The sequence below is a fragment of the Paraburkholderia sp. UYCP14C genome (genome assembly GCF_004197395.1).
In the GTDB taxonomy this organism is placed as follows: domain Bacteria; phylum Pseudomonadota; class Gammaproteobacteria; order Burkholderiales; family Burkholderiaceae; genus Paraburkholderia.
Window position 1 is genome coordinate 154,672 of sequence record NZ_SELS01000015.1, and the last position, 16,230, is coordinate 170,901.

Below are 16,230 nucleotides of genomic sequence, written 5' to 3' on the forward strand. Positions count from 1 at the left end.
AACCATGACCACGATCCTGCAAATCAACTCGGCAGCCCGTTCGCAAGGCGCGAACTCGACGCTTCTCGTCAACGAGCTGACCGAAAAGCTGCAACAGTCGAACCCGGGCGCGCAAGTCGTCGTCCGTAACCTGCAAGCCGAACCGCTGCCGCACCTCGACGATGACGTGCTCGGCGCGTTCTTCACGCCGGCCGAGCAGCGCACGCCGGAACAAGCCGCGATCGCCGCGCGCAGTGAAGCGCTGATCGCCGAACTGCAAGCCGCCGACGTCATCGTGATCGGCGCGCCGATGTACAACTTCGGCATCTCGTCGCAACTGAAGACGTACTTCGACTTCATCGCGCGTGCGGGCATCACGTTCCGCTACACCGCGAACGGTCCGGAAGGCCTTGTGACGGGCAAGAAGGTCCACGTCGTGTCGGCACGCGGCGGCAAGTACCTCGGCACGCCGAACGATAGCCAGACGCCGTATCTGAAGAGCTTCCTCGGCTTCCTCGGCATGACCGACGTGAACTTCATCTACGCCGAAGGCCTGGCCATGGGGCCGGACGCCGCGAACGCCGCGCTCAGTTCGGCGCGCGAAGCGATCGCCGCGGTTTAAGCGGGTTCGTCGCGCCGCATTGCGCCGCTTCGAGGCGGCGCAAGGGTGTGAAACGAAGAAACGCCACGAATGGGTTCATCCATCGTGGCGTTTTTGTTTTGTTTCGCGGTTTTCCGACAGCGACGCTGTCACGCAAGCATTTGCGCGTCATCCGGCAGACGCCAGTCGATCGGCTTGCGGCCGTGCTCCAGCAGATATTCGTTCGCCTTCGCGAAATGCCCGCAACCGAGAAAGCCGCGATGCGCGGACAGCGGCGACGGATGCGGTGCCTCCAGCACGTAATGCGACGTGCCGCCGAGCAGCGCGCGCTTCGCCTGCGCATGCGCGCCCCACAGCATGAACACGAGGTTCTGATGCCGCGTCGCGAGTTCGTGGATCAGCGTGTCCGTGCACTTTTCCCAGCCGCGTTTCGCGTGGCTCGCGGCGCTGTCGCGCTCGACGGTCAGCACCGTGTTCAGCAGCAGCACGCCCTGTTTGGCCCAACTGTCGAGGCAACCGTGCTGCGGCGTCTCGTGACCGAGACTCGCGGCAATTTCCTTGAAGATGTTGCGCAGCGACGGCGGCGGCCGCACGTGCGGTGCGACCGAAAACGCGAGGCCGTGCGCCTGCGGTGTACCACGGTCTTCGCCGTGGTAGGGGTCCTGGCCGAGGATCACGACTTTGACTTCGTCGGGGCTCGTCAGGCGCAACGCACGGAACACGTCGGCCGGGTAGACGGTTTTGCCGGCGGCACGCTCGCCGTCGACGAAGCGGCATAGCGGCGCGTAGGTGTCGCTGTCGATGAAGGGTTTCAAATGCGCGCGCCACGCCGAGGGTAGCGCCGCGAATTGCGCTTCGAGCGTGGGCGGGGCGGTGGTCGTATCGGCCGGGGCTGCGGCGGGCGCAGCGGCGGGGGCTGGCGCGGCGTCGTCGAACAACGATGCCTGCGGCGAACTGGAGCGGGTACGGGAAGCGGAGGTCATGGCGGGGAAGTGTCGCAGCAAACGCGGGCTAGCTCAAGCTGCGCGGAGCGGGCGCATGCGGCGCCGCAGGTTTCGGCCAACGAGCGCGCAACCCACGGCCCACTACGTGCTCACCCCGCGCGCAACCGGTATCCGCGCTGCGCCTTGCTGATGTCATCGGGCGCGAGGCCGGCAATCCGTTTGCCGAGTTCGGCGGCGAGCGTGTGAAGCGCCGCTTCGTCGCCCGACTTCAGTTCGAGCTCGATCTCCGAGATCGGTGCACGGCGCGTTTCACCGTCGACGTCAGCAAGCACGTCGCCCTGATCGACCGCCGCCTCGATTTGCGCGCCGTCGGTGTCGAGCAGCCATAGCGTGCGTGTGAAATTCGTGCTGAACAGGCCGATCAGCGCAGGCGCGGCCTGTTTCAAAGCGTCCGCGGCGGCGGGTTCGTCGCAAGCGCTCAGCATCGCGTCGATTTCGAGCTTTGCTCCCGCGACGGGCATTTCCCATTCGTGCCGGCTATGCAAACCGTTCGTCGCGGTACCGACCGTCTTGAACGTCTGCAGCCAGCCGTCCGGCGTCTGCCGCAAACGCAATGCGCTCTTCGACGACGCCAGCGTCAACTGCGGCGTATCGAAGTAAATGTTCACGAGCCTGATCGCGCGTCCGTCCTTGCCGGCGCGCGCGGCGAACCATTGCCTCGCCGCCTGCACCTGCGAAGCCGGCAGCGCCAGCTTGATTTCGCGTTCCATGCTCATACTGCGTGTCCTTGCCTACGCGAGCGCCCCATGCTCAGAAAAACATCCGCGCAAGTTCCACGCCCGGCTCGTCCGCACGCATGAACGCTTCGCCGACGAGGAACGTATGCACGTTGCGCGCACGCATGCGCTCGACGTCGTCGCGCGACAGGATGCCCGACTCGGTTACGACGATGCGATCGTCGGGGATCGCGTCGAGCATGCCGAGGGTCGTGTCGAGCGAAGTCTCGAACGTGCGCAGATTGCGGTTGTTGATGCCGATCAGCGGCGTCTTCAGCGTCAGCGCTTCTTTGAGTTCATCGCTGTCGTGCACTTCGACGAGCACCGCGAGACCGAGCGAATGCGCGAGTGCTTCCAGGTCTTGCATCTCGGCGGTTTCGAGCGCGGCGGCGATCAGCAGGATCGCGTCGGCGCCCATCGCGCGCGCTTCGACGACCTGATACGGATCGACGATGAAGTCCTTGCGAATCACCGGCAACTGGCACGCGGCGCGCGCTTGCTGCAGATAGGCGACGCTGCCCTGGAAGAACTGCACGTCGGTCAGCACGGACAGGCACGCCGCACCGTGCTTCTCGTACGAACGCGCGATGTCGGCCGGCACGAAGTGCTCGCGCAGCACGCCCTTGGACGGGCTCGCCTTCTTCACTTCGGAGATCACCGCGGCGAGACCCGCCGCGTGCTTGGCGCGGATTGCGCCCACGAAATCGCGCAGATCGCGCGACGACGCTTCGAGCCGCAGTTCTTCGAGCGGCACGCTTTGTTCGGCCGCCCGGACTTCTTCGCGTTTGACCGCGATGATGCGGTCGAGGATGTCGCTCATATATTTCTCGCTACGTGATTACTGCTTGAATTGCTGGGTGAAGCGCACCAGTTCGTCGACCTTCGCGCGCGCCTCGCCGCTCGCGATCGCTTCGCGCGCGAGCACGATGCCGTCCGCGATCGTGGGCGCGACGTTCGCCGAATAGAGCGCCGTGCCGGCATTCAGCGTGACGATTTCGCGCGCGACGCCGGGCTTGTTGTCGAGCGCGTCGAGCAGCATGACCTTCGACTCGTTCGCGTCGGCGACTTTCAGCGTGCGGTTCGACACCATCTGCATGCCGAAATCTTCCGGATGGATCTCGTACTCGCGGATCTCGCCGTCGCGCAACTCGCCGACCAGCGTGGCGCCGCCGAGCGACACTTCGTCCATGCCGTCCATCCCGTACACGACGAGCACGTGCTTGGCGCCGAGGCGCTGCATCACGCGCACCTGAATGCCGACGAGGTCGGGGTGAAACACGCCCATCAGCTGATTCGGCGCGCCGGCCGGATTGGTGAGCGGCCCGAGGATGTTGAAGATCGTGCGCACGCCGAGTTCACGGCGTACCGGCGCGACGTTTTTCATCGCCGGATGATGGTTCGGCGCGAACATGAAGCCCATGCCCGTTTCCGCGATCGATGCCGCGACCTGTTCCGGTTGCAGATCGATGTTGACGCCGAGCGCTTCGAGCACGTCCGCGCTGCCGGACTTGCTCGACACGCCGCGATTGCCGTGCTTCGCGACTTTCGCGCCCGCCGCGGCCGACACGAACATCGTCGCGGTGGAAATGTTGAACGTGTGCGCACCGTCGCCGCCGGTGCCGACGATATCGACGAAGTTCGAGTTGTCCTGCACCTCGACGTGCCGGGCAAATTCACGCATCACCGTGGCGGCCGCGGTGATTTCGCCGATGGTCTCTTTCTTGACGCGCAGGCCGGTGAGGATCGCCGCCGACATCACGGGCGAGAGTTCGCCGCGCATGATGAGGCGCATCAGGTGCAGCATTTCGTCGTGGAAAATCTCGCGGTGCTCGATGGTCCGCTGCAACGCGTCCTGGGGCGTAATGGACATGATCTCGTCTCTCTTTGGGTCAGGCATTGCGGGACGCCGCGTGATTCGGGGCCTTGCCGGCGACGGCGAGCTTCGACTGCTTGATGAAGTTTTCGAGCAGCGCGTGGCCGTGTTCGGACAGGATCGATTCCGGGTGGAACTGCACGCCTTCAACGGCCAGTTCCTTGTGGCGCACGCCCATGATTTCGCCGTCTTCGGTCCATGCCGAGACTTCGAGGCAGTCGGGCAGCGATTCGCGTTCGATCGCGAGCGAGTGGTAGCGCGTCACCGTGAAATGCTTCGGCAGGTCCGCGAACACGCCCTTGCAGTCGGTTTCGATCGTGCTGACCTTGCCGTGCATGATGGTCTGCGCGCGCACGACGCGGCCGCCGAACGCCTCGCCGATCGCCTGATGGCCGAGGCACACGCCGAGGATCGGCGTCTTGCCGGAGAATTCGCGCAGCACGTCGAGCGTGATCCCCGCGTGCTGCGGATTGCTCGGGCCGGGCGACAGGCAGATGCGCTCGGGGTTCAGCTTCGCGATTTCATCGAGCGTGATTTCGTCGTTGCGGTAGGTGCGCACGTCTTCGCCGAGTTCGCCGAAGTACTGCACCAGGTTGTAGGTGAACGAGTCGTAGTTGTCGATCATGAGCAGCATGGTGTGTCTCCGGTCAGAAGTCGCTATCGAGGCCGTCCTGGACCTGCTCGGCCGCGCGCATCACCGCGCGCGCCTTGTTTTCGGTCTCTTGCCATTCGGATTCCGGCACCGAGTCGGCGACCACGCCCGCGGCCGCCTGCACATACAGATTGCCGTTCGCGATCACGCCGGTGCGGATCGTGATGGCCAGATCCATCTCGCCGGTGAACGACAGATAGCCGACCGCCCCGCCGTAAAGCCCGCGCTTGACGGGTTCGAGCTCGTCAATCAGCTCCATCGCGCGCACCTTGGGCGCGCCCGACAGCGTGCCGGCCGGGAAGGTGGCGCGCAGCACGTCGAAATTGGTCATGTCCTTCTCGAGCTTGCCTTCGACCGAGCTGACGATGTGCTGCACGTGCGAGTATTTCTCGATCACCATCTTGTCGGTCACGACGACCGAGCCGATCTGCGCGATGCGGCCGACGTCGTTGCGCGCGAGGTCGATCAGCATCACGTGTTCGGCGATTTCCTTCGGGTCGTTCAGCAGCTCGGTCGCGAGCGCGGCGTCGCGCTCGGGCGTGTTGCCGCGCGGACGCGTGCCGGCGAGCGGGCGAATCGTGACGAGGCGATCCTCGCCGCGCTTTTCCTGGCGCACCAGAATTTCCGGCGACGCGCCGACCACGTGGAAGTCGCCGAAGTTGTAGTAGTACATGTACGGCGACGGATTCAGCGAGCGCAGCGCGCGATACAGCGACAGCGGATTGTCGCGATACGGCTTGGTCAGGCGCTGGCCGACCTGCACCTGCATCAGTTCGCCGGCGGCGATGTATTCCTTGGCTTTGCGCACGGCGGCCAGGTAGTCGTCTTTCGCGAATTCGCGGTAGATCTCGGTGCGCACGCTGGACGACACGACCGGCGGCTCGACCGTGACGCGCAGCCGCTGGCGCAGTTCGCGCAGACGCTGCTTCGCTTTCGTATAGGCCTCGGCCTGGGTCGGATCCGCGTAGACCACCAGATAGAGCTTGCCCGCGAGGTTGTCGATGACGGCGACTTCCTCGGTCAGCAGCAGCTGGATGTCGGGCAGGTTGAGGTCGTCTTTCGGCGCGCTGTGCGCGAGCTTCTTCTCGATGTAGCGCACCGCGTCATAGCCGAAGTAGCCGGCGAGACCGCCGGTGAAGCGCGGCAGCCCCGGGCGTTGCGCGACCTTGAAGCGCGCCTGGAACTGCTGGATGAACGCGAGCGGATCGCCGTCGTGCGTTTCGACGACCTTGCCGTCGCGCACCACTTCCGACACGCCGTTGCGGGTGCGCACGAGAGTCCTCGCCGGCAGGCCAATGAACGAATAACGCCCGAAGCGTTCGCCGCCCACCACCGACTCCAGCAGGAACGAGTTCGCGCCGTTGCGCTCGGTCTGCGCGAGCTTCAGGTACAGCGACAACGGCGTTTCGAGGTCGGCGAGCGCTTCCGCGATCAGCGGGATGCGGTTGAAACCCTCGTTAGCGAGGGACTGGAATTCGAGTTCGGTCATGTTCCGATCCTGTACGGTGGTCCGGCGGCAGCAAGCGTCGGGCGAAGCGGGGCTAAGCGCCTCCGGTCAGGGCGTGGGTCGACGTTCTCGACACGATAATACCGACCGGCGCGGGTCTTCCATCGGCGCGTGCGAGCGGTGCGGATGAGCAACGGTACCTTGCGGGTACACGCAGACCCAATCAGCCGATGCAGCAGCGCAAATATAAGACGATGGAAGAAGCGCGTAAGCGCAGCGAAGTAAAAAACGGTTGCCGAAGACGAGCTTCAGCGTACCTCAGGCGAGGTTAGCGCGACCAGCGACGCCAGGGCCAGGCTCCCCGGTCGATGCTAATCAGACTCCGTTTTTTATTCAGAAACATGAGGATGAAGGACTGTTAAGTCGTGGATTGGTGCGCTGCGATCGCCCTGGCGGCGTCGAGCAGCGAGGCAACTATACCATCGGATTTTATCGTTTGTATAGCTTGGCCGTGGTTGTAGCCGTAGGGCACGGTCAGCGTCGCCATGCCGGCCGCGCGGCCCGCCAGCGCGTCGTTTTCCGAGTCGCCGATCGCGACCGTGGCGCTCGGCTCGACGCCGAGTTGCGCGGCGGCGGTGAGCATCGGCAGCGGATCCGGCTTCTTCTTCGCGAGACTGTCGCCGCCGAGCACGACGCTGAAATACTGCGCGAGTCCGTACTGCTGCAGCAGCTCGAGCGCGAAGCGGTGCGGCTTGTTGGTCACGCAGGCCAACTTCAGGCCCGCGTCGCGCAGTGCGCGCAGACCCGCTTCGACGTCCGGATAGAGCCGCGTGTGCACGCCATTGATTTTTGCGTACTCGGCCTGATAGATCGCGAGCGCTTCGTCGAAGCGCTCTTGCGCGTGCTCGCCTGCGAAGCGCGGTGCGAGCACGCTGCGGATCAGATGCTCCGAACCCTTGCCGACATAGCCGACCACTTCCTCGCGCGTCGTTTCTTCCGCGTCGAGTTGCGCGAGCATGCCGTTCAGGCCGGCGGTGAAGTCGTCGGCGGTGTCGATCATCGTGCCGTCGAGGTCGATGATTGCGGCTTCGATGCGCTGGCCGGTAAAGGCCGGGGTGGGGTAGGGAGCAGTCATGGTCGGATCAGCGCTGGACGGTGGCGAGGGCGGCGCGCATCTTGTCGATCACGACCTTGTGATCGGGCTGGCCGAAGATTGCCGAGCCGGCCACGAACGTGTCGGCGCCGGCTGCCGCGATCTCCGCGATGTTGTCGACCTTCACGCCGCCGTCCACTTCGAGGTGGATGTCGCGGCCGGTGCGCTCGTTGTACGCATCGATGCGCTTGCGCGCTTCGCGCAGCTTGTTGAGCGCTTCGGGAATGAACGACTGGCCGCCGAAGCCCGGGTTCACCGACATGATCAGCACGAGGTCGACCTTGTCCATCACGTGATCGAGATAGTTCAGCGACGTCGCCGGGTTGAACACGAGACCGGCCTTGCAGCCGTGGTCGCGGATCAGCGACAGCGTGCGGTCGATGTGATCCGAGCCCTCCGGGTGGAAGCTGATCAGGTTCGCGCCGGCTTTCGCGAAGTCCGGCACGATGCGGTCGACCGGACGCACCATCAGGTGCACGTCGATCGGCACGTCGACGTGCGGTCGGATCGCTTCGCAAACGAGCGGGCCGATGGTCAGGTTCGGCACGTAGTGGTTGTCCATCACGTCGAAGTGGATCCAGTCGGCGCCGGCGGCGACGACGTTGCGGACCTCTTCGCCCAGACGGGCGAAATCGGCGGAGAGAATGCTGGGGGCGATGCGAAATTGCGTCATGACGGGGGCGGATGCAAGCGGGAAAGCGCCATTTTACCGTTTTTGCGCGTGCGGACCCGGGCGCGGACGGCAGTTGGCGTGGCGGAATCGCCCGATGAAACGTCGCGAAGTGTCGGCAAAAAATCAGTATGTAGAAGCGGCGTGGCCAGGCACCTGTGTCCGAACGTCTTAGACGCTCCTGGCCGAAAGGCGTGTCCGGTTGCGGCCATGCCGCGCATCAAGCAGAATGCCACTCCATGAGCGCCGCATCGCCGCTGCACCCGCAGACCATTGGCGTTAGGGCCTTCCACGATTTTTCACAGCACGTTTGATCAGACCGGAATCAGGATGAGCCAGTACGAATTCAGCGTCTCGGCGCAGGTGCAATACCTGCCCGAAGAATCGGACCCGGAGCGTCGCCAGTACGCCTTTGCCTACACGCTGACCATCCGTAACACCGGCCAGGTGCCCGCACAGTTGATCGCACGCCACTGGGTCATCACCGACAGCGACAACACCGTGCAGGAAGTCAAAGGCCTGGGCGTGGTCGGTCATCAGCCGTTGCTCAAACCTGGCGAGCATTTCGAATACACGAGTTGGGCCGTGATCGCGACGCCGGTCGGCACGATGCGCGGCGATTACTTCTGCGTGGCGGAGGATGGCGAACGCTTCGAGGCGCCGGTGCCGGAGTTCGTGTTGCGCATGCCGCGAACCTTGCATTGAACCGACGCAATGCTGCGCGGTCTTTAATGAGTTCGTATGGGCGCGCGGCGCGGCAGGCGGTTGAGTGGGTGGTTGAACGAGCGCTCGGGCGAGCGCTTGATGCCCGCGGGGGTGCGCGGTTCTGCTTGCGGCCCGCAGGCCGGGGTCACTGCGGCTTTTGCTGTTGGGACCGTTCCGCAGACTTGGCACGCGTCGCTTTTTTCTTGCCGGACGACGTCCATACAACGATAAAGACGAGCAGGAACAGCGCGAGCAGCGATTCCAGCGCGAAGATGAGCATCGGGTATTCGTCGAACAGATCAGACATGGCGGTTTCCATCAAGAACGAACATTGTATGCGTTTTGTCCGCCGGGCCGGCGCCTGGCTCGGTGCCTTGTCGGTTGCGGTGTTGCTCGCGTCCTGCGGTGGCAGCGGCGCGATCCGGCCTTCACCGCCGAGCGGCGCGGCGATCATCCCCGGCCAGATTGCCTCAGCGCGCTTGACCGCGGTTGCGTGGCAGCAGGTACCGGGCTGGCAGGACGACTCGCTGATCGGCGCGACGGCCGCGTTGCGGCAAAATTGCACGAGGCTCGCGCGTCAGCCGAACTGGTCGCGTGCATGCGCGGCGGCCGCGCAAATCGACGATCTCGATGTGACCAGCGCGCGCGCCTTCTTCGAAGCCTACTTCACGCCGTTCCAGCTCGCGAATAGCGATGGCACGCTCGAGGGTCTGGTCACCGGTTACTACGAGCCGCTGCTGCGGGGCTCGCGCACGCGGCACGGCGTGTATCAGACCGCGCTGTACCGCTGGCCCGCCGGCTATCGCGCGGGGGCGCCGCTGCCGGCGCGTGCGCAGCTCGAACGCTCGGGCGCGCTCAGCGGCAATGAACTCGTGTGGGTCGACGATCCGATCGAAGCGTTCTTTCTGCAGGTGCAGGGCTCCGGGCGCATCGTGATGGAAGACGGCAGTGTGATGCGCGTCGGCTTTGGCGGGACCAACAATCAGCCGTACAAGTCGATCGGGCGCTGGCTGCTCGATCATGGCGAGATCACACCCGCGCAGGCGACGATGCAAGGCATCAAGGCATGGGCACGCGCGAATCCGACGCGCGTCGATGGTCTGCTCGACACCAATCCGCGCTTCGTATTTTTCCGCGAGATGCCGTCGGCCGAAAGTGTGCTGAGCGGCGGCGCGGACGGCCCGATCGGCGCGCTCGGTGTGCCGCTGACGCCGGAGCGCTCGATCGCCGTCGACCCGAGCGCGATTCCCCTCGGCACACCGGTGTTCCTGCAAACCACGCGACCGCTGACGAATTCGCCGATGAACCGCCTCGTGTTCGCGCAGGACACAGGCACGGCGATCAAAGGTGGCGTGCGCGCCGACTACTTCTGGGGCCTCGGCGACGATGCCGGTGATCTGGCCGGCAAAATGAAGCAGGGTGGCCGGATGTGGTTGCTGCTGCCGAATTCGTGAAGCGGTGGGGAAGGGGCTCAGGCGTGGCTGCGGTTTGAGTGGCAGCGGGTTTGGCGAGGCGGGTTCGAGGCTGGCGCGTAGCCATCAATAGGTGTCGTTGAAATCGGCGTCACGTTTGGATCAGGATCCGTGCGTGACGCCGATTTTTTTGTTGGGCTCTTACGCAGCGCGTCGTTGCCCGTTACCCACTATCCGACTTAGAGCCCCGATTTGCGCTTGTCCACCACGCGCCGGGCCTTGCCCACCGAGCGCTCGATTCCATTCACGGCCAGCACGTTTACCACCGCGCTCACGCCGATCAGCGCCTTGATGTCGTAAGCCAGCGCGTTTTTCGCGGCGGTTAGCGCGGACGTATCCGGCGCGCTTTCGGGGCAAGGTTCGACGTTCAGCGTCAACACGTCGAGCGGGCCTTCCTTCGTCAGCACGATCTGGTAGTGCGGCGCGAGTGCGCGCTGCTTGAGCAGCAACTCTTCGATCTGCGTCGGGAACACATTGACGCCGCGTACGATCATCATGTCGTCCGAACGGCCCGTGATCTTTTCCATCCGCCGCATCGTGCGGGCGCTGCCCGGCAGCAGGCGCGTGAGATCGCGCGTGCGGTAGCGGATGATCGGCAGCGCTTCTTTCGTCAGCGACGTGAACACGAGCTCGCCGAGTTCGCCATCGGGCAGCACCTCGCCCGTTTCGGGGTCGATGATCTCGGGATAAAAATGGTCTTCCCAGATCGTCGGGCCGTCTTTGGTTTCGACGCACTCCGAGGCGACGCCCGGGCCCATCACTTCGGAGAGACCGTAGATGTCGACCGCATCGATGCCCATGCGCTTTTCGATCGCCTCGCGCATATCGTTGGTCCACGGCTCGGCGCCGAAGATGCCGATGCGCAATGAGCAACTGGCCGGGTCGATACCCTGGCGTTCGAATTCGTCGGCGATCGACAGCATGTAGCTCGGCGTCACCATGATGATGTCCGGCCGGAAGTCCTGGATCAGTTGCACCTGCTTTTCGGTCTGGCCACCGCCGAACGGAATCACGGTGAGCCCCGCGCGCTCGGCGCCGTAATGCGCGCCGAGCCCGCCCGTGAAGAGGCCGTAGCCGTAGCTCACGTGCACCTTGTCGCCGGGCTTCGCGCCAGCGGCGCGCACCGAACGGGCAACGAGATTTGCCCACGTGTCGATGTCGCGCGCGGTATAGCCGACGACGGTCGGCTTGCCGGTCGTCCCGGAAGATGCGTGGATTCGCGAAATCTGATCTTGCGGCACGGCGAACATTCCGAACGGATAGTTGTCGCGCAAATCCTTCTTCGTCGTGAACGGAAAGCGCGCGAGGTCCGCGAGCGACTTGACATCGTCTGGATGAACGCCGGCTTCGTCGAACTTGCGCCGATACACCGGCGAATTTTCATACGCATGGGTGAGCGACCATTTGAGCCGTTCGAGTTGGAGCGCGGCGAGCGCGTCGCGGCTGGCGGTCTCGATCGGATCGAGCGGAAGAGCGGTGCTCATCGAATGTCTCCTTGCTGCCTCAGTATCTGAGTCTGATATGTAACGCGTTGGCGCCAGAGAGTCACGCGGGTCGTTGTTTGCGTGGGCGGCTCTGGCTTGCCGCCGCCAATTGTTAGTCGCCGGTGGGAATCAGGGTGCCCTTGATTTGCGCCGACTTGCCGCGAAACATTGCGACGGTCTCGCCGACGCGATTCGTCACGCGAATATCGTAAATGCCAGTGCGCCCGCTCAATGTCTGCTCGACCGCTTCAGCGCTCAGCACGTCGCCGCCGTGAACCGGCCGCAGATACTCGATCGAGCAGCCGGCCGCGACCGTATTGATGTTGTAGGTGTTACAGGCGAACGCGAAGGTCGAATCGGCGAGCGTGAAGATCAGGCCGCCGTGGCAGATCTGATGGCCGTTCAGGAAGTCGTCGCGCACCGCCATGCGCAGCCGCGCATAGCCGGGGCGCACTTCGAGAATCTCGAGTCCGAGCGCGCGGCTGCAGGCGTCGTTTTCGTACATCGCGGCGGCCGTCGCGCGGGCGAGTTCGTCGGGCGTCATGTGGTTCGGGCGGGTGGGTTGTGTGGACATCTCAACGTCCCTCGAAGCGCGGCGCGCGCTTCTCGATAAAGGCCTGAACGCCTTCCGCGTAATCGTGCGAAGCGCCTAGTTCGCGTTGCAGATTGCGCTCGAGATCGAGTTGCTGGTCGAGCGTTTGCGTCGCGCCAGCACGCATCGCCTGCTTGATCGCGGCGATTGCGCGCGTCGGTTGCTGGGCAAGCTGGGCCGCGAGTTTTGCTGCGGCCGGAGCAAGTTCGGCGTCGTCGAGCACTTGCCAGATCAGGCCCCAGCTTTCGGCTTTTTCCGCGCTGAGCTTGTCGCCGGTCATCGCGAGTCCGAGCGCGCGTGCCATGCCAACGCGCTGCGGCAGAAACCACGTGCCGCCCGAATCCGGCACGAGGCCAATCTTCACGAATGCCTGGATGAAGCTCGCGGAGCGAGCCGCGAGCACCAGATCGCAGGCCAACGCGAGATTGGCGCCCGCGCCGGCGGCCGTGCCGTTGACCGCAGCGATCACCGGAAACGGCAACGCTTGCAGACGACGGATCAACGGATTGAAGTATTCATCGATCACGTCGCCGAGGTCAGTCATGGCGCCGGGCGTGAAATCGAGGTCGGCGAGATCCTGGCCGGCGCAGAAGCCGCGGCCCGCGCCGGTGAACACGAGTGCACGGGCGCCGGACGTTTCGACCTGGTCGAGCGCCGCGCCGAGTTCCCGGTGCATTGCGCGCGTGAAGCTGTTGAGCTTGTCCGGGCGGTTCAGCGTGATCGTGGCGACGTGGCTTGATGAGTCGATGTCCAGCCGGATCGCTTCATATGACATGGGGGTGTCTCCTCAAAGGCTCTCTTGGCCGACGGGCAAGGTGGCTCGATTAGCGTCGGCGTGTGATGCCGATTCGATGTCTGATATTAGCCAGAGCGCACGACTCGGTCCATCCGCCGAAAGGCATAGGACGAAGTCGTGCTTAGTGTTGAAGCGGTGTCTTATGCCGTTCAGCCAGCTACCGCCGGCACCGTTTTCGGTTCAACATGAACGCGGCTTTGAACGACACGGAAGCGGTTGGCGACGAAAGCGGCATCGGCAAGCGCGGCGTTGGCGGCCGGGTTGGCGCCGGTGCCGTGAAAGTCCGAAAAGGCCGCGGACTGGTTGACGAATACGCCGCCGGTCAGGTTGATCGACAGCGCGACGCCGCCGCGAATCGACGCTTCGTGGGCGGCGTCGAGCACCGCGTCGTCCGTGCTATAGACCGCCAGCGTCAGCGCGCCGTGCTCGGCGGCAATTTCGCCGGCGAGGTCGAGCGACTGCGCGGTCGAATCCGTCGCGATGACGAACGAGATCGGCCCGAACCATTCTTTCGTGAACTGGGCGCGGTCGGTCGCAGCGTCGAGTTGCAATACGAGCGGCGTGCGCACGCGGGCGCCCGCAAAGGACGGATGCTCGAGTGTCTGGCTCGCGGCCAGAACGTGGCCAAGTTTGGTGGCTTCGTCGATGCGCTGCACGACGCCTTCGTTCTGGATGGCGCCGAGCAGTTCGACCGCGCGGGCCGGATCGGCGACGAGCTTTTGCACCGCGCCAGCAATTGCCTGGGCGACATCGTCGAAGCTGAGCGTGCCATCTGCGGTGCGGATGCCGCCGCGCGGCACATAGATGTTTTGCGGCGCGGTGCACATCTGGCCCGAGTACAGCGCCAGCGAGAACGCGATGTTGCGCGCGGCCGCCTTGATATCGTCGACCGAGTCGATCACGATCTGGTTGACACCGGCCTTTTCGGTGTAGACCTGCGCCTGGTGTGCGTTGCGCTCCAGCCAGGTGCCGTTCTGGGTGCTGCCCGTAAAGTCGATCAGTTTGATCTCAGGGCGCTGGGCCAGTTGCTGGACGAGGGCGCCGTCGTTCGGGTCGGTGGCAAGCAGCGTGACGACGTTCGGATCGAAGCCCGCTTCGAGCAGCACGTCACGCGCGATGCGCACGGTCAGCGCGAGCGGCAGGATCGCGCCCGGATGCGGCTTGACGATCACCGTGTTGCCGGTGGCCAGATCGGCGAACAGGCCCGGATAGCCGTTCCACGTCGGGAACGTGCAGCAGCCGAGCACGAGGCCGATGCCGCGCGGCACGACGGTGTAGCGCTTGTGCATCGCGAGCGGCGGGTTTTTGCCCTGGGGCTTTTCCCAGTGCGCGTTGGCGGGAATGCGGCGCAGTTGGTCCCACGCGTACGCGACTGCTTCGAGCGCGCGATCCTGTGCGTGTGGGCCGCCTGCCTGGAAGGCCATCATGAACGCCTGACCGGTCGTGTGCATCACGCTGTACCCGATCTCGAAGCTGGCGCGATTCAGACGCGCGAGGATTTCGAGGCTCACGCCGATCCATGCCTGCGGGCCAGCGGCGCGCCAATCGCGTTGCGCCGCGGCGGATGCGGCGATGAGCGCGCTCGGATCGGCTTTCGGATAACGCACGCCGAGCGGGAAGCCGAACGGAGAGACTTCCGCGCCGACGGTCTCTCCAGTCGACGGTTGGCCCAGCTCGAACGTCTTGTCGAGAAGCGCCTTGAATGCGGCTTCGCCGTCCGCGTTGGCTGTTTCCCCGTACACTTTCGGACTGGGCATCTCATTGAACGGGCTCCAGTAACCGCGCGTTTCGAGCGCGGCGAGCGCTTTATGCAGCGTGTCTTCGTGCTTGGTGAATAGCGGATGTGTCATAGCAAAGATGGGCTCGGCTGTACGTTGGGGAAAAGCCTGTCGAATAATTGACCGACCGGTTGGTTGGGGAATGGTAGCATCACTATGAGTGATGCGCGAAGCGTTTTTCGCGTGCGATTAACCCTTATGGAGGTGGCATGGCTTACGAAAACATTCTGGTGGAGACGCGAGGACGGGTCGGATTGATCACGCTCAATCGTCCGAAGGCTCTGAATGCGCTGAACGACGCGCTGATGGACGAACTGGGCGCCGCATTGCGCGTGTTCGACGGCGACGAGTCGATTGGCGCGATCGTCGTGACGGGAAGTGAGAAAGCGTTCGCGGCCGGCGCGGATATTGGCATGATGGCGTCATACACCTATATGGATGTATACAAAGGCGACTACATCACGCGCAACTGGGAAACGGTTCGCTCGATCCGTAAGCCGATCATTGCCGCGGTGGCGGGCTTCGCGCTCGGTGGCGGCTGCGAACTGGCGATGATGTGCGACATCATTTTCGCCGCCGACACGGCGAAGTTCGGTCAGCCGGAAATCAAGCTCGGAATCATGCCGGGCGCGGGTGGCACGCAGCGCTTGCCGCGGGCGGTGTCAAAAGCGAAGGCGATGGACCTCTGTTTGACGGCCCGTTTCATGGATGCCGCCGAAGCGGAGCGCGCCGGACTGGTTTCGCGCGTGATTCCGGCAGCGTCGCTGCTTGACGAGGCTATCGGCGCAGCCGCCACCATTGCGGAATTCCCGCTGCCGGCGGTGATGATGGTCAAGGAGTCGGTCAATCGAGCCTATGAAACGACGCTGGCAGAGGGCGTGCATTTCGAGCGTCGGCTGTTCCATTCGCTCTTTGCCACCGAAGACCAGAAAGAGGGCATGGCCGCGTTCGTGGAAAAGCGCAAACCGGTTTTCAAGCACCGTTAATACGCTTGTCAAAATATCGCTTGCAAGTCCCGATGGCGGCGACTAGAATTCCGCTCTTTCGTGCTCCGGACACCGGGGCACGGAGAAGCGGGAAGCCTTGGGTGGCGAGGGTTTCAGCGGCGTGGGCAGGTTAAGCGAGTGATAAAAACCTGTTGACGATCCGACGAAAGTTCTCCATAATCTTGTCTCTCTGCTGCAGACGCAGCGACGCAAACGAAGCGGTGCCGGTGGTTGTGGTTCAGGCGCTGCGGGTTGGGCGGATCGATCTTTAAAAACTAACAGCCGATAAGTGTGGGCGCTTGATGCGGAATGCGGTGGCGGA

The 16,230-nt window shown here is 64.2% G+C and carries 17 protein-coding genes; 4 read left to right on the forward strand and 13 right to left on the reverse strand.

The features are described from left to right. The first annotated feature begins 4 nt into the window (after positions 1-4). Positions 5-601: an FMN-dependent NADH-azoreductase gene (locus tag EVC45_RS16540; protein WP_129959016.1), complete on the forward strand. Its 597-nt coding sequence runs from the start codon at positions 5-7 to the stop codon at positions 599-601. Positions 602-729: 128 nt separating this feature from the next. Here EVC45_RS16540 and EVC45_RS16545 read toward each other — a convergent pair whose 3' ends face one another. From EVC45_RS16545 to rpe, 8 genes are all read right to left on the reverse strand, one after another. Then, a complete protein-coding gene (locus EVC45_RS16545; protein WP_129959017.1) occupies positions 730-1,563 on the reverse strand; it encodes a uracil-DNA glycosylase in 834 nt (277 codons plus the stop codon). Positions 1,564-1,673: 110 nt separating this feature from the next. Next, positions 1,674-2,300: a CYTH domain-containing protein gene (locus EVC45_RS16550; RefSeq protein WP_129959018.1), complete on the reverse strand. Its 627-nt coding sequence runs from the start codon at positions 2,298-2,300 to the stop codon at positions 1,674-1,676. 34 nt (positions 2,301-2,334) lie between these two features. Then, complete coding sequence (gene trpC, locus EVC45_RS16555) at positions 2,335-3,120, reverse strand: indole-3-glycerol phosphate synthase TrpC (RefSeq protein WP_129959019.1); 786 nt, start codon at positions 3,118-3,120, stop codon at positions 2,335-2,337. A gap of 18 nt (positions 3,121-3,138) precedes the next feature. After that, positions 3,139-4,170 carry an anthranilate phosphoribosyltransferase gene (gene trpD / locus EVC45_RS16560; RefSeq protein ID WP_129959020.1) on the reverse strand — a complete coding sequence of 344 codons (1,032 nt, stop codon included), beginning with the start codon at positions 4,168-4,170 and terminating at the stop codon, positions 3,139-3,141. Between the two features lie 19 nt (positions 4,171-4,189). Then, complete coding sequence (locus EVC45_RS16565; protein WP_129959021.1) at positions 4,190-4,807, reverse strand: aminodeoxychorismate/anthranilate synthase component II; 618 nt, start codon at positions 4,805-4,807, stop codon at positions 4,190-4,192. A 13-nt stretch (positions 4,808-4,820) separates the two neighbouring features. Further along, positions 4,821-6,314 carry an anthranilate synthase component I gene (trpE, locus tag EVC45_RS16570; protein WP_129959022.1) on the reverse strand — a complete coding sequence of 498 codons (1,494 nt, stop codon included), beginning with the start codon at positions 6,312-6,314 and terminating at the stop codon, positions 4,821-4,823. A gap of 376 nt (positions 6,315-6,690) precedes the next feature. Next, complete coding sequence (locus EVC45_RS16575) at positions 6,691-7,407, reverse strand: phosphoglycolate phosphatase (protein WP_129959023.1); 717 nt, start codon at positions 7,405-7,407, stop codon at positions 6,691-6,693. 7 nt (positions 7,408-7,414) lie between these two features. Next, positions 7,415-8,098 (reverse strand): ribulose-phosphate 3-epimerase, encoded by a 684-nt coding sequence (gene rpe / locus EVC45_RS16580; RefSeq protein WP_129959024.1) that lies wholly within the window; start codon positions 8,096-8,098, stop codon positions 7,415-7,417. A 327-nt stretch (positions 8,099-8,425) separates the two neighbouring features. On the opposite strand from rpe, the gene apaG reads away from it, so the two are divergent. Continuing rightward, positions 8,426-8,800, forward strand: coding sequence for a Co2+/Mg2+ efflux protein ApaG (gene apaG / locus EVC45_RS16585; protein ID WP_129959025.1), 375 nt, complete (start codon positions 8,426-8,428; stop codon positions 8,798-8,800). 145 nt (positions 8,801-8,945) lie between these two features. Here apaG and EVC45_RS45645 read toward each other — a convergent pair whose 3' ends face one another. Continuing rightward, positions 8,946-9,107: a hypothetical protein gene (locus EVC45_RS45645; RefSeq protein WP_168991488.1), complete on the reverse strand. Its 162-nt coding sequence runs from the start codon at positions 9,105-9,107 to the stop codon at positions 8,946-8,948. Positions 9,108-9,135: 28 nt separating this feature from the next. Between EVC45_RS45645 and EVC45_RS16590 the strand changes: the two genes are divergently transcribed. Continuing rightward, positions 9,136-10,254, forward strand: a complete 1,119-nt coding sequence (locus tag EVC45_RS16590; RefSeq protein ID WP_129959026.1) for a murein transglycosylase A — start codon at positions 9,136-9,138, stop codon at positions 10,252-10,254. 197 nt (positions 10,255-10,451) lie between these two features. On the opposite strand, the gene paaK is transcribed toward EVC45_RS16590, so the two are convergent. The 4 genes from paaK to paaN form a co-directional block, all read right to left on the reverse strand. Then, a complete protein-coding gene (gene paaK, locus EVC45_RS16595) occupies positions 10,452-11,756 on the reverse strand; it encodes a phenylacetate--CoA ligase PaaK (RefSeq protein WP_129959027.1) in 1,305 nt (434 codons plus the stop codon). Positions 11,757-11,868: 112 nt separating this feature from the next. Then, positions 11,869-12,330: a hydroxyphenylacetyl-CoA thioesterase PaaI gene (gene paaI / locus EVC45_RS16600; RefSeq protein ID WP_168991489.1), complete on the reverse strand. Its 462-nt coding sequence runs from the start codon at positions 12,328-12,330 to the stop codon at positions 11,869-11,871. Position 12,331: 1 nt separating this feature from the next. Continuing rightward, positions 12,332-13,123, reverse strand: coding sequence for a 2-(1,2-epoxy-1,2-dihydrophenyl)acetyl-CoA isomerase PaaG (gene paaG / locus EVC45_RS16605; protein ID WP_129959028.1), 792 nt, complete (start codon positions 13,121-13,123; stop codon positions 12,332-12,334). Between the two features lie 170 nt (positions 13,124-13,293). Next, the gene (gene paaN / locus EVC45_RS16610; protein WP_129959029.1) at positions 13,294-14,994 is read right to left on the reverse strand and encodes a phenylacetic acid degradation protein PaaN; all 1,701 of its coding nucleotides are present in this window, start codon (positions 14,992-14,994) and stop codon (positions 13,294-13,296) included. 137 nt (positions 14,995-15,131) lie between these two features. Here paaN and EVC45_RS16615 point away from each other — a divergent pair, with 137 nt between their 5' ends. After that, positions 15,132-15,908, forward strand: coding sequence for an enoyl-CoA hydratase (locus EVC45_RS16615; RefSeq protein ID WP_129959030.1), 777 nt, complete (start codon positions 15,132-15,134; stop codon positions 15,906-15,908). Positions 15,909-16,230: the final 322 nt, after the last annotated feature.

What these genes read in the sequence shown, in the direction of transcription:
- EVC45_RS16545 (WP_129959017.1), bottom strand. Translation starts at nt 1,563, where the DNA reads ATGACCTCCGCTTCCCGTACCCGCTCCAGTTCGCCGCAGGCATCGTTG.
- EVC45_RS16590 (WP_129959026.1), top strand. Translation starts at nt 9,136, where the DNA reads ATGCGTTTTGTCCGCCGGGCCGGCGCCTGGCTCGGTGCCTTGTCGGTT.
- paaI (WP_168991489.1), bottom strand. Translation starts at nt 12,330, where the DNA reads ATGTCCACACAACCCACCCGCCCGAACCACATGACGCCCGACGAACTC.
- EVC45_RS16565 (WP_129959021.1), bottom strand. Translation starts at nt 4,807, where the DNA reads ATGCTGCTCATGATCGACAACTACGACTCGTTCACCTACAACCTGGTG.
- EVC45_RS16550 (WP_129959018.1), bottom strand. Translation starts at nt 2,300, where the DNA reads ATGAGCATGGAACGCGAAATCAAGCTGGCGCTGCCGGCTTCGCAGGTG.
- trpC (WP_129959019.1), bottom strand. Translation starts at nt 3,120, where the DNA reads ATGAGCGACATCCTCGACCGCATCATCGCGGTCAAACGCGAAGAAGTC.
- paaG (WP_129959028.1), bottom strand. Translation starts at nt 13,123, where the DNA reads ATGTCATATGAAGCGATCCGGCTGGACATCGACTCATCAAGCCACGTC.
- trpE (WP_129959022.1), bottom strand. Translation starts at nt 6,314, where the DNA reads ATGACCGAACTCGAATTCCAGTCCCTCGCTAACGAGGGTTTCAACCGC.
- paaK (WP_129959027.1), bottom strand. Translation starts at nt 11,756, where the DNA reads ATGAGCACCGCTCTTCCGCTCGATCCGATCGAGACCGCCAGCCGCGAC.
- EVC45_RS16615 (WP_129959030.1), top strand. Translation starts at nt 15,132, where the DNA reads ATGGCTTACGAAAACATTCTGGTGGAGACGCGAGGACGGGTCGGATTG.
- rpe (WP_129959024.1), bottom strand. Translation starts at nt 8,098, where the DNA reads ATGACGCAATTTCGCATCGCCCCCAGCATTCTCTCCGCCGATTTCGCC.
- EVC45_RS16540 (WP_129959016.1), top strand. Translation starts at nt 5, where the DNA reads ATGACCACGATCCTGCAAATCAACTCGGCAGCCCGTTCGCAAGGCGCG.
- apaG (WP_129959025.1), top strand. Translation starts at nt 8,426, where the DNA reads ATGAGCCAGTACGAATTCAGCGTCTCGGCGCAGGTGCAATACCTGCCC.
- paaN (WP_129959029.1), bottom strand. Translation starts at nt 14,994, where the DNA reads ATGACACATCCGCTATTCACCAAGCACGAAGACACGCTGCATAAAGCG.
- trpD (WP_129959020.1), bottom strand. Translation starts at nt 4,170, where the DNA reads ATGTCCATTACGCCCCAGGACGCGTTGCAGCGGACCATCGAGCACCGC.
- EVC45_RS16575 (WP_129959023.1), bottom strand. Translation starts at nt 7,407, where the DNA reads ATGACTGCTCCCTACCCCACCCCGGCCTTTACCGGCCAGCGCATCGAA.
- EVC45_RS45645 (WP_168991488.1), bottom strand. Translation starts at nt 9,107, where the DNA reads ATGTCTGATCTGTTCGACGAATACCCGATGCTCATCTTCGCGCTGGAA.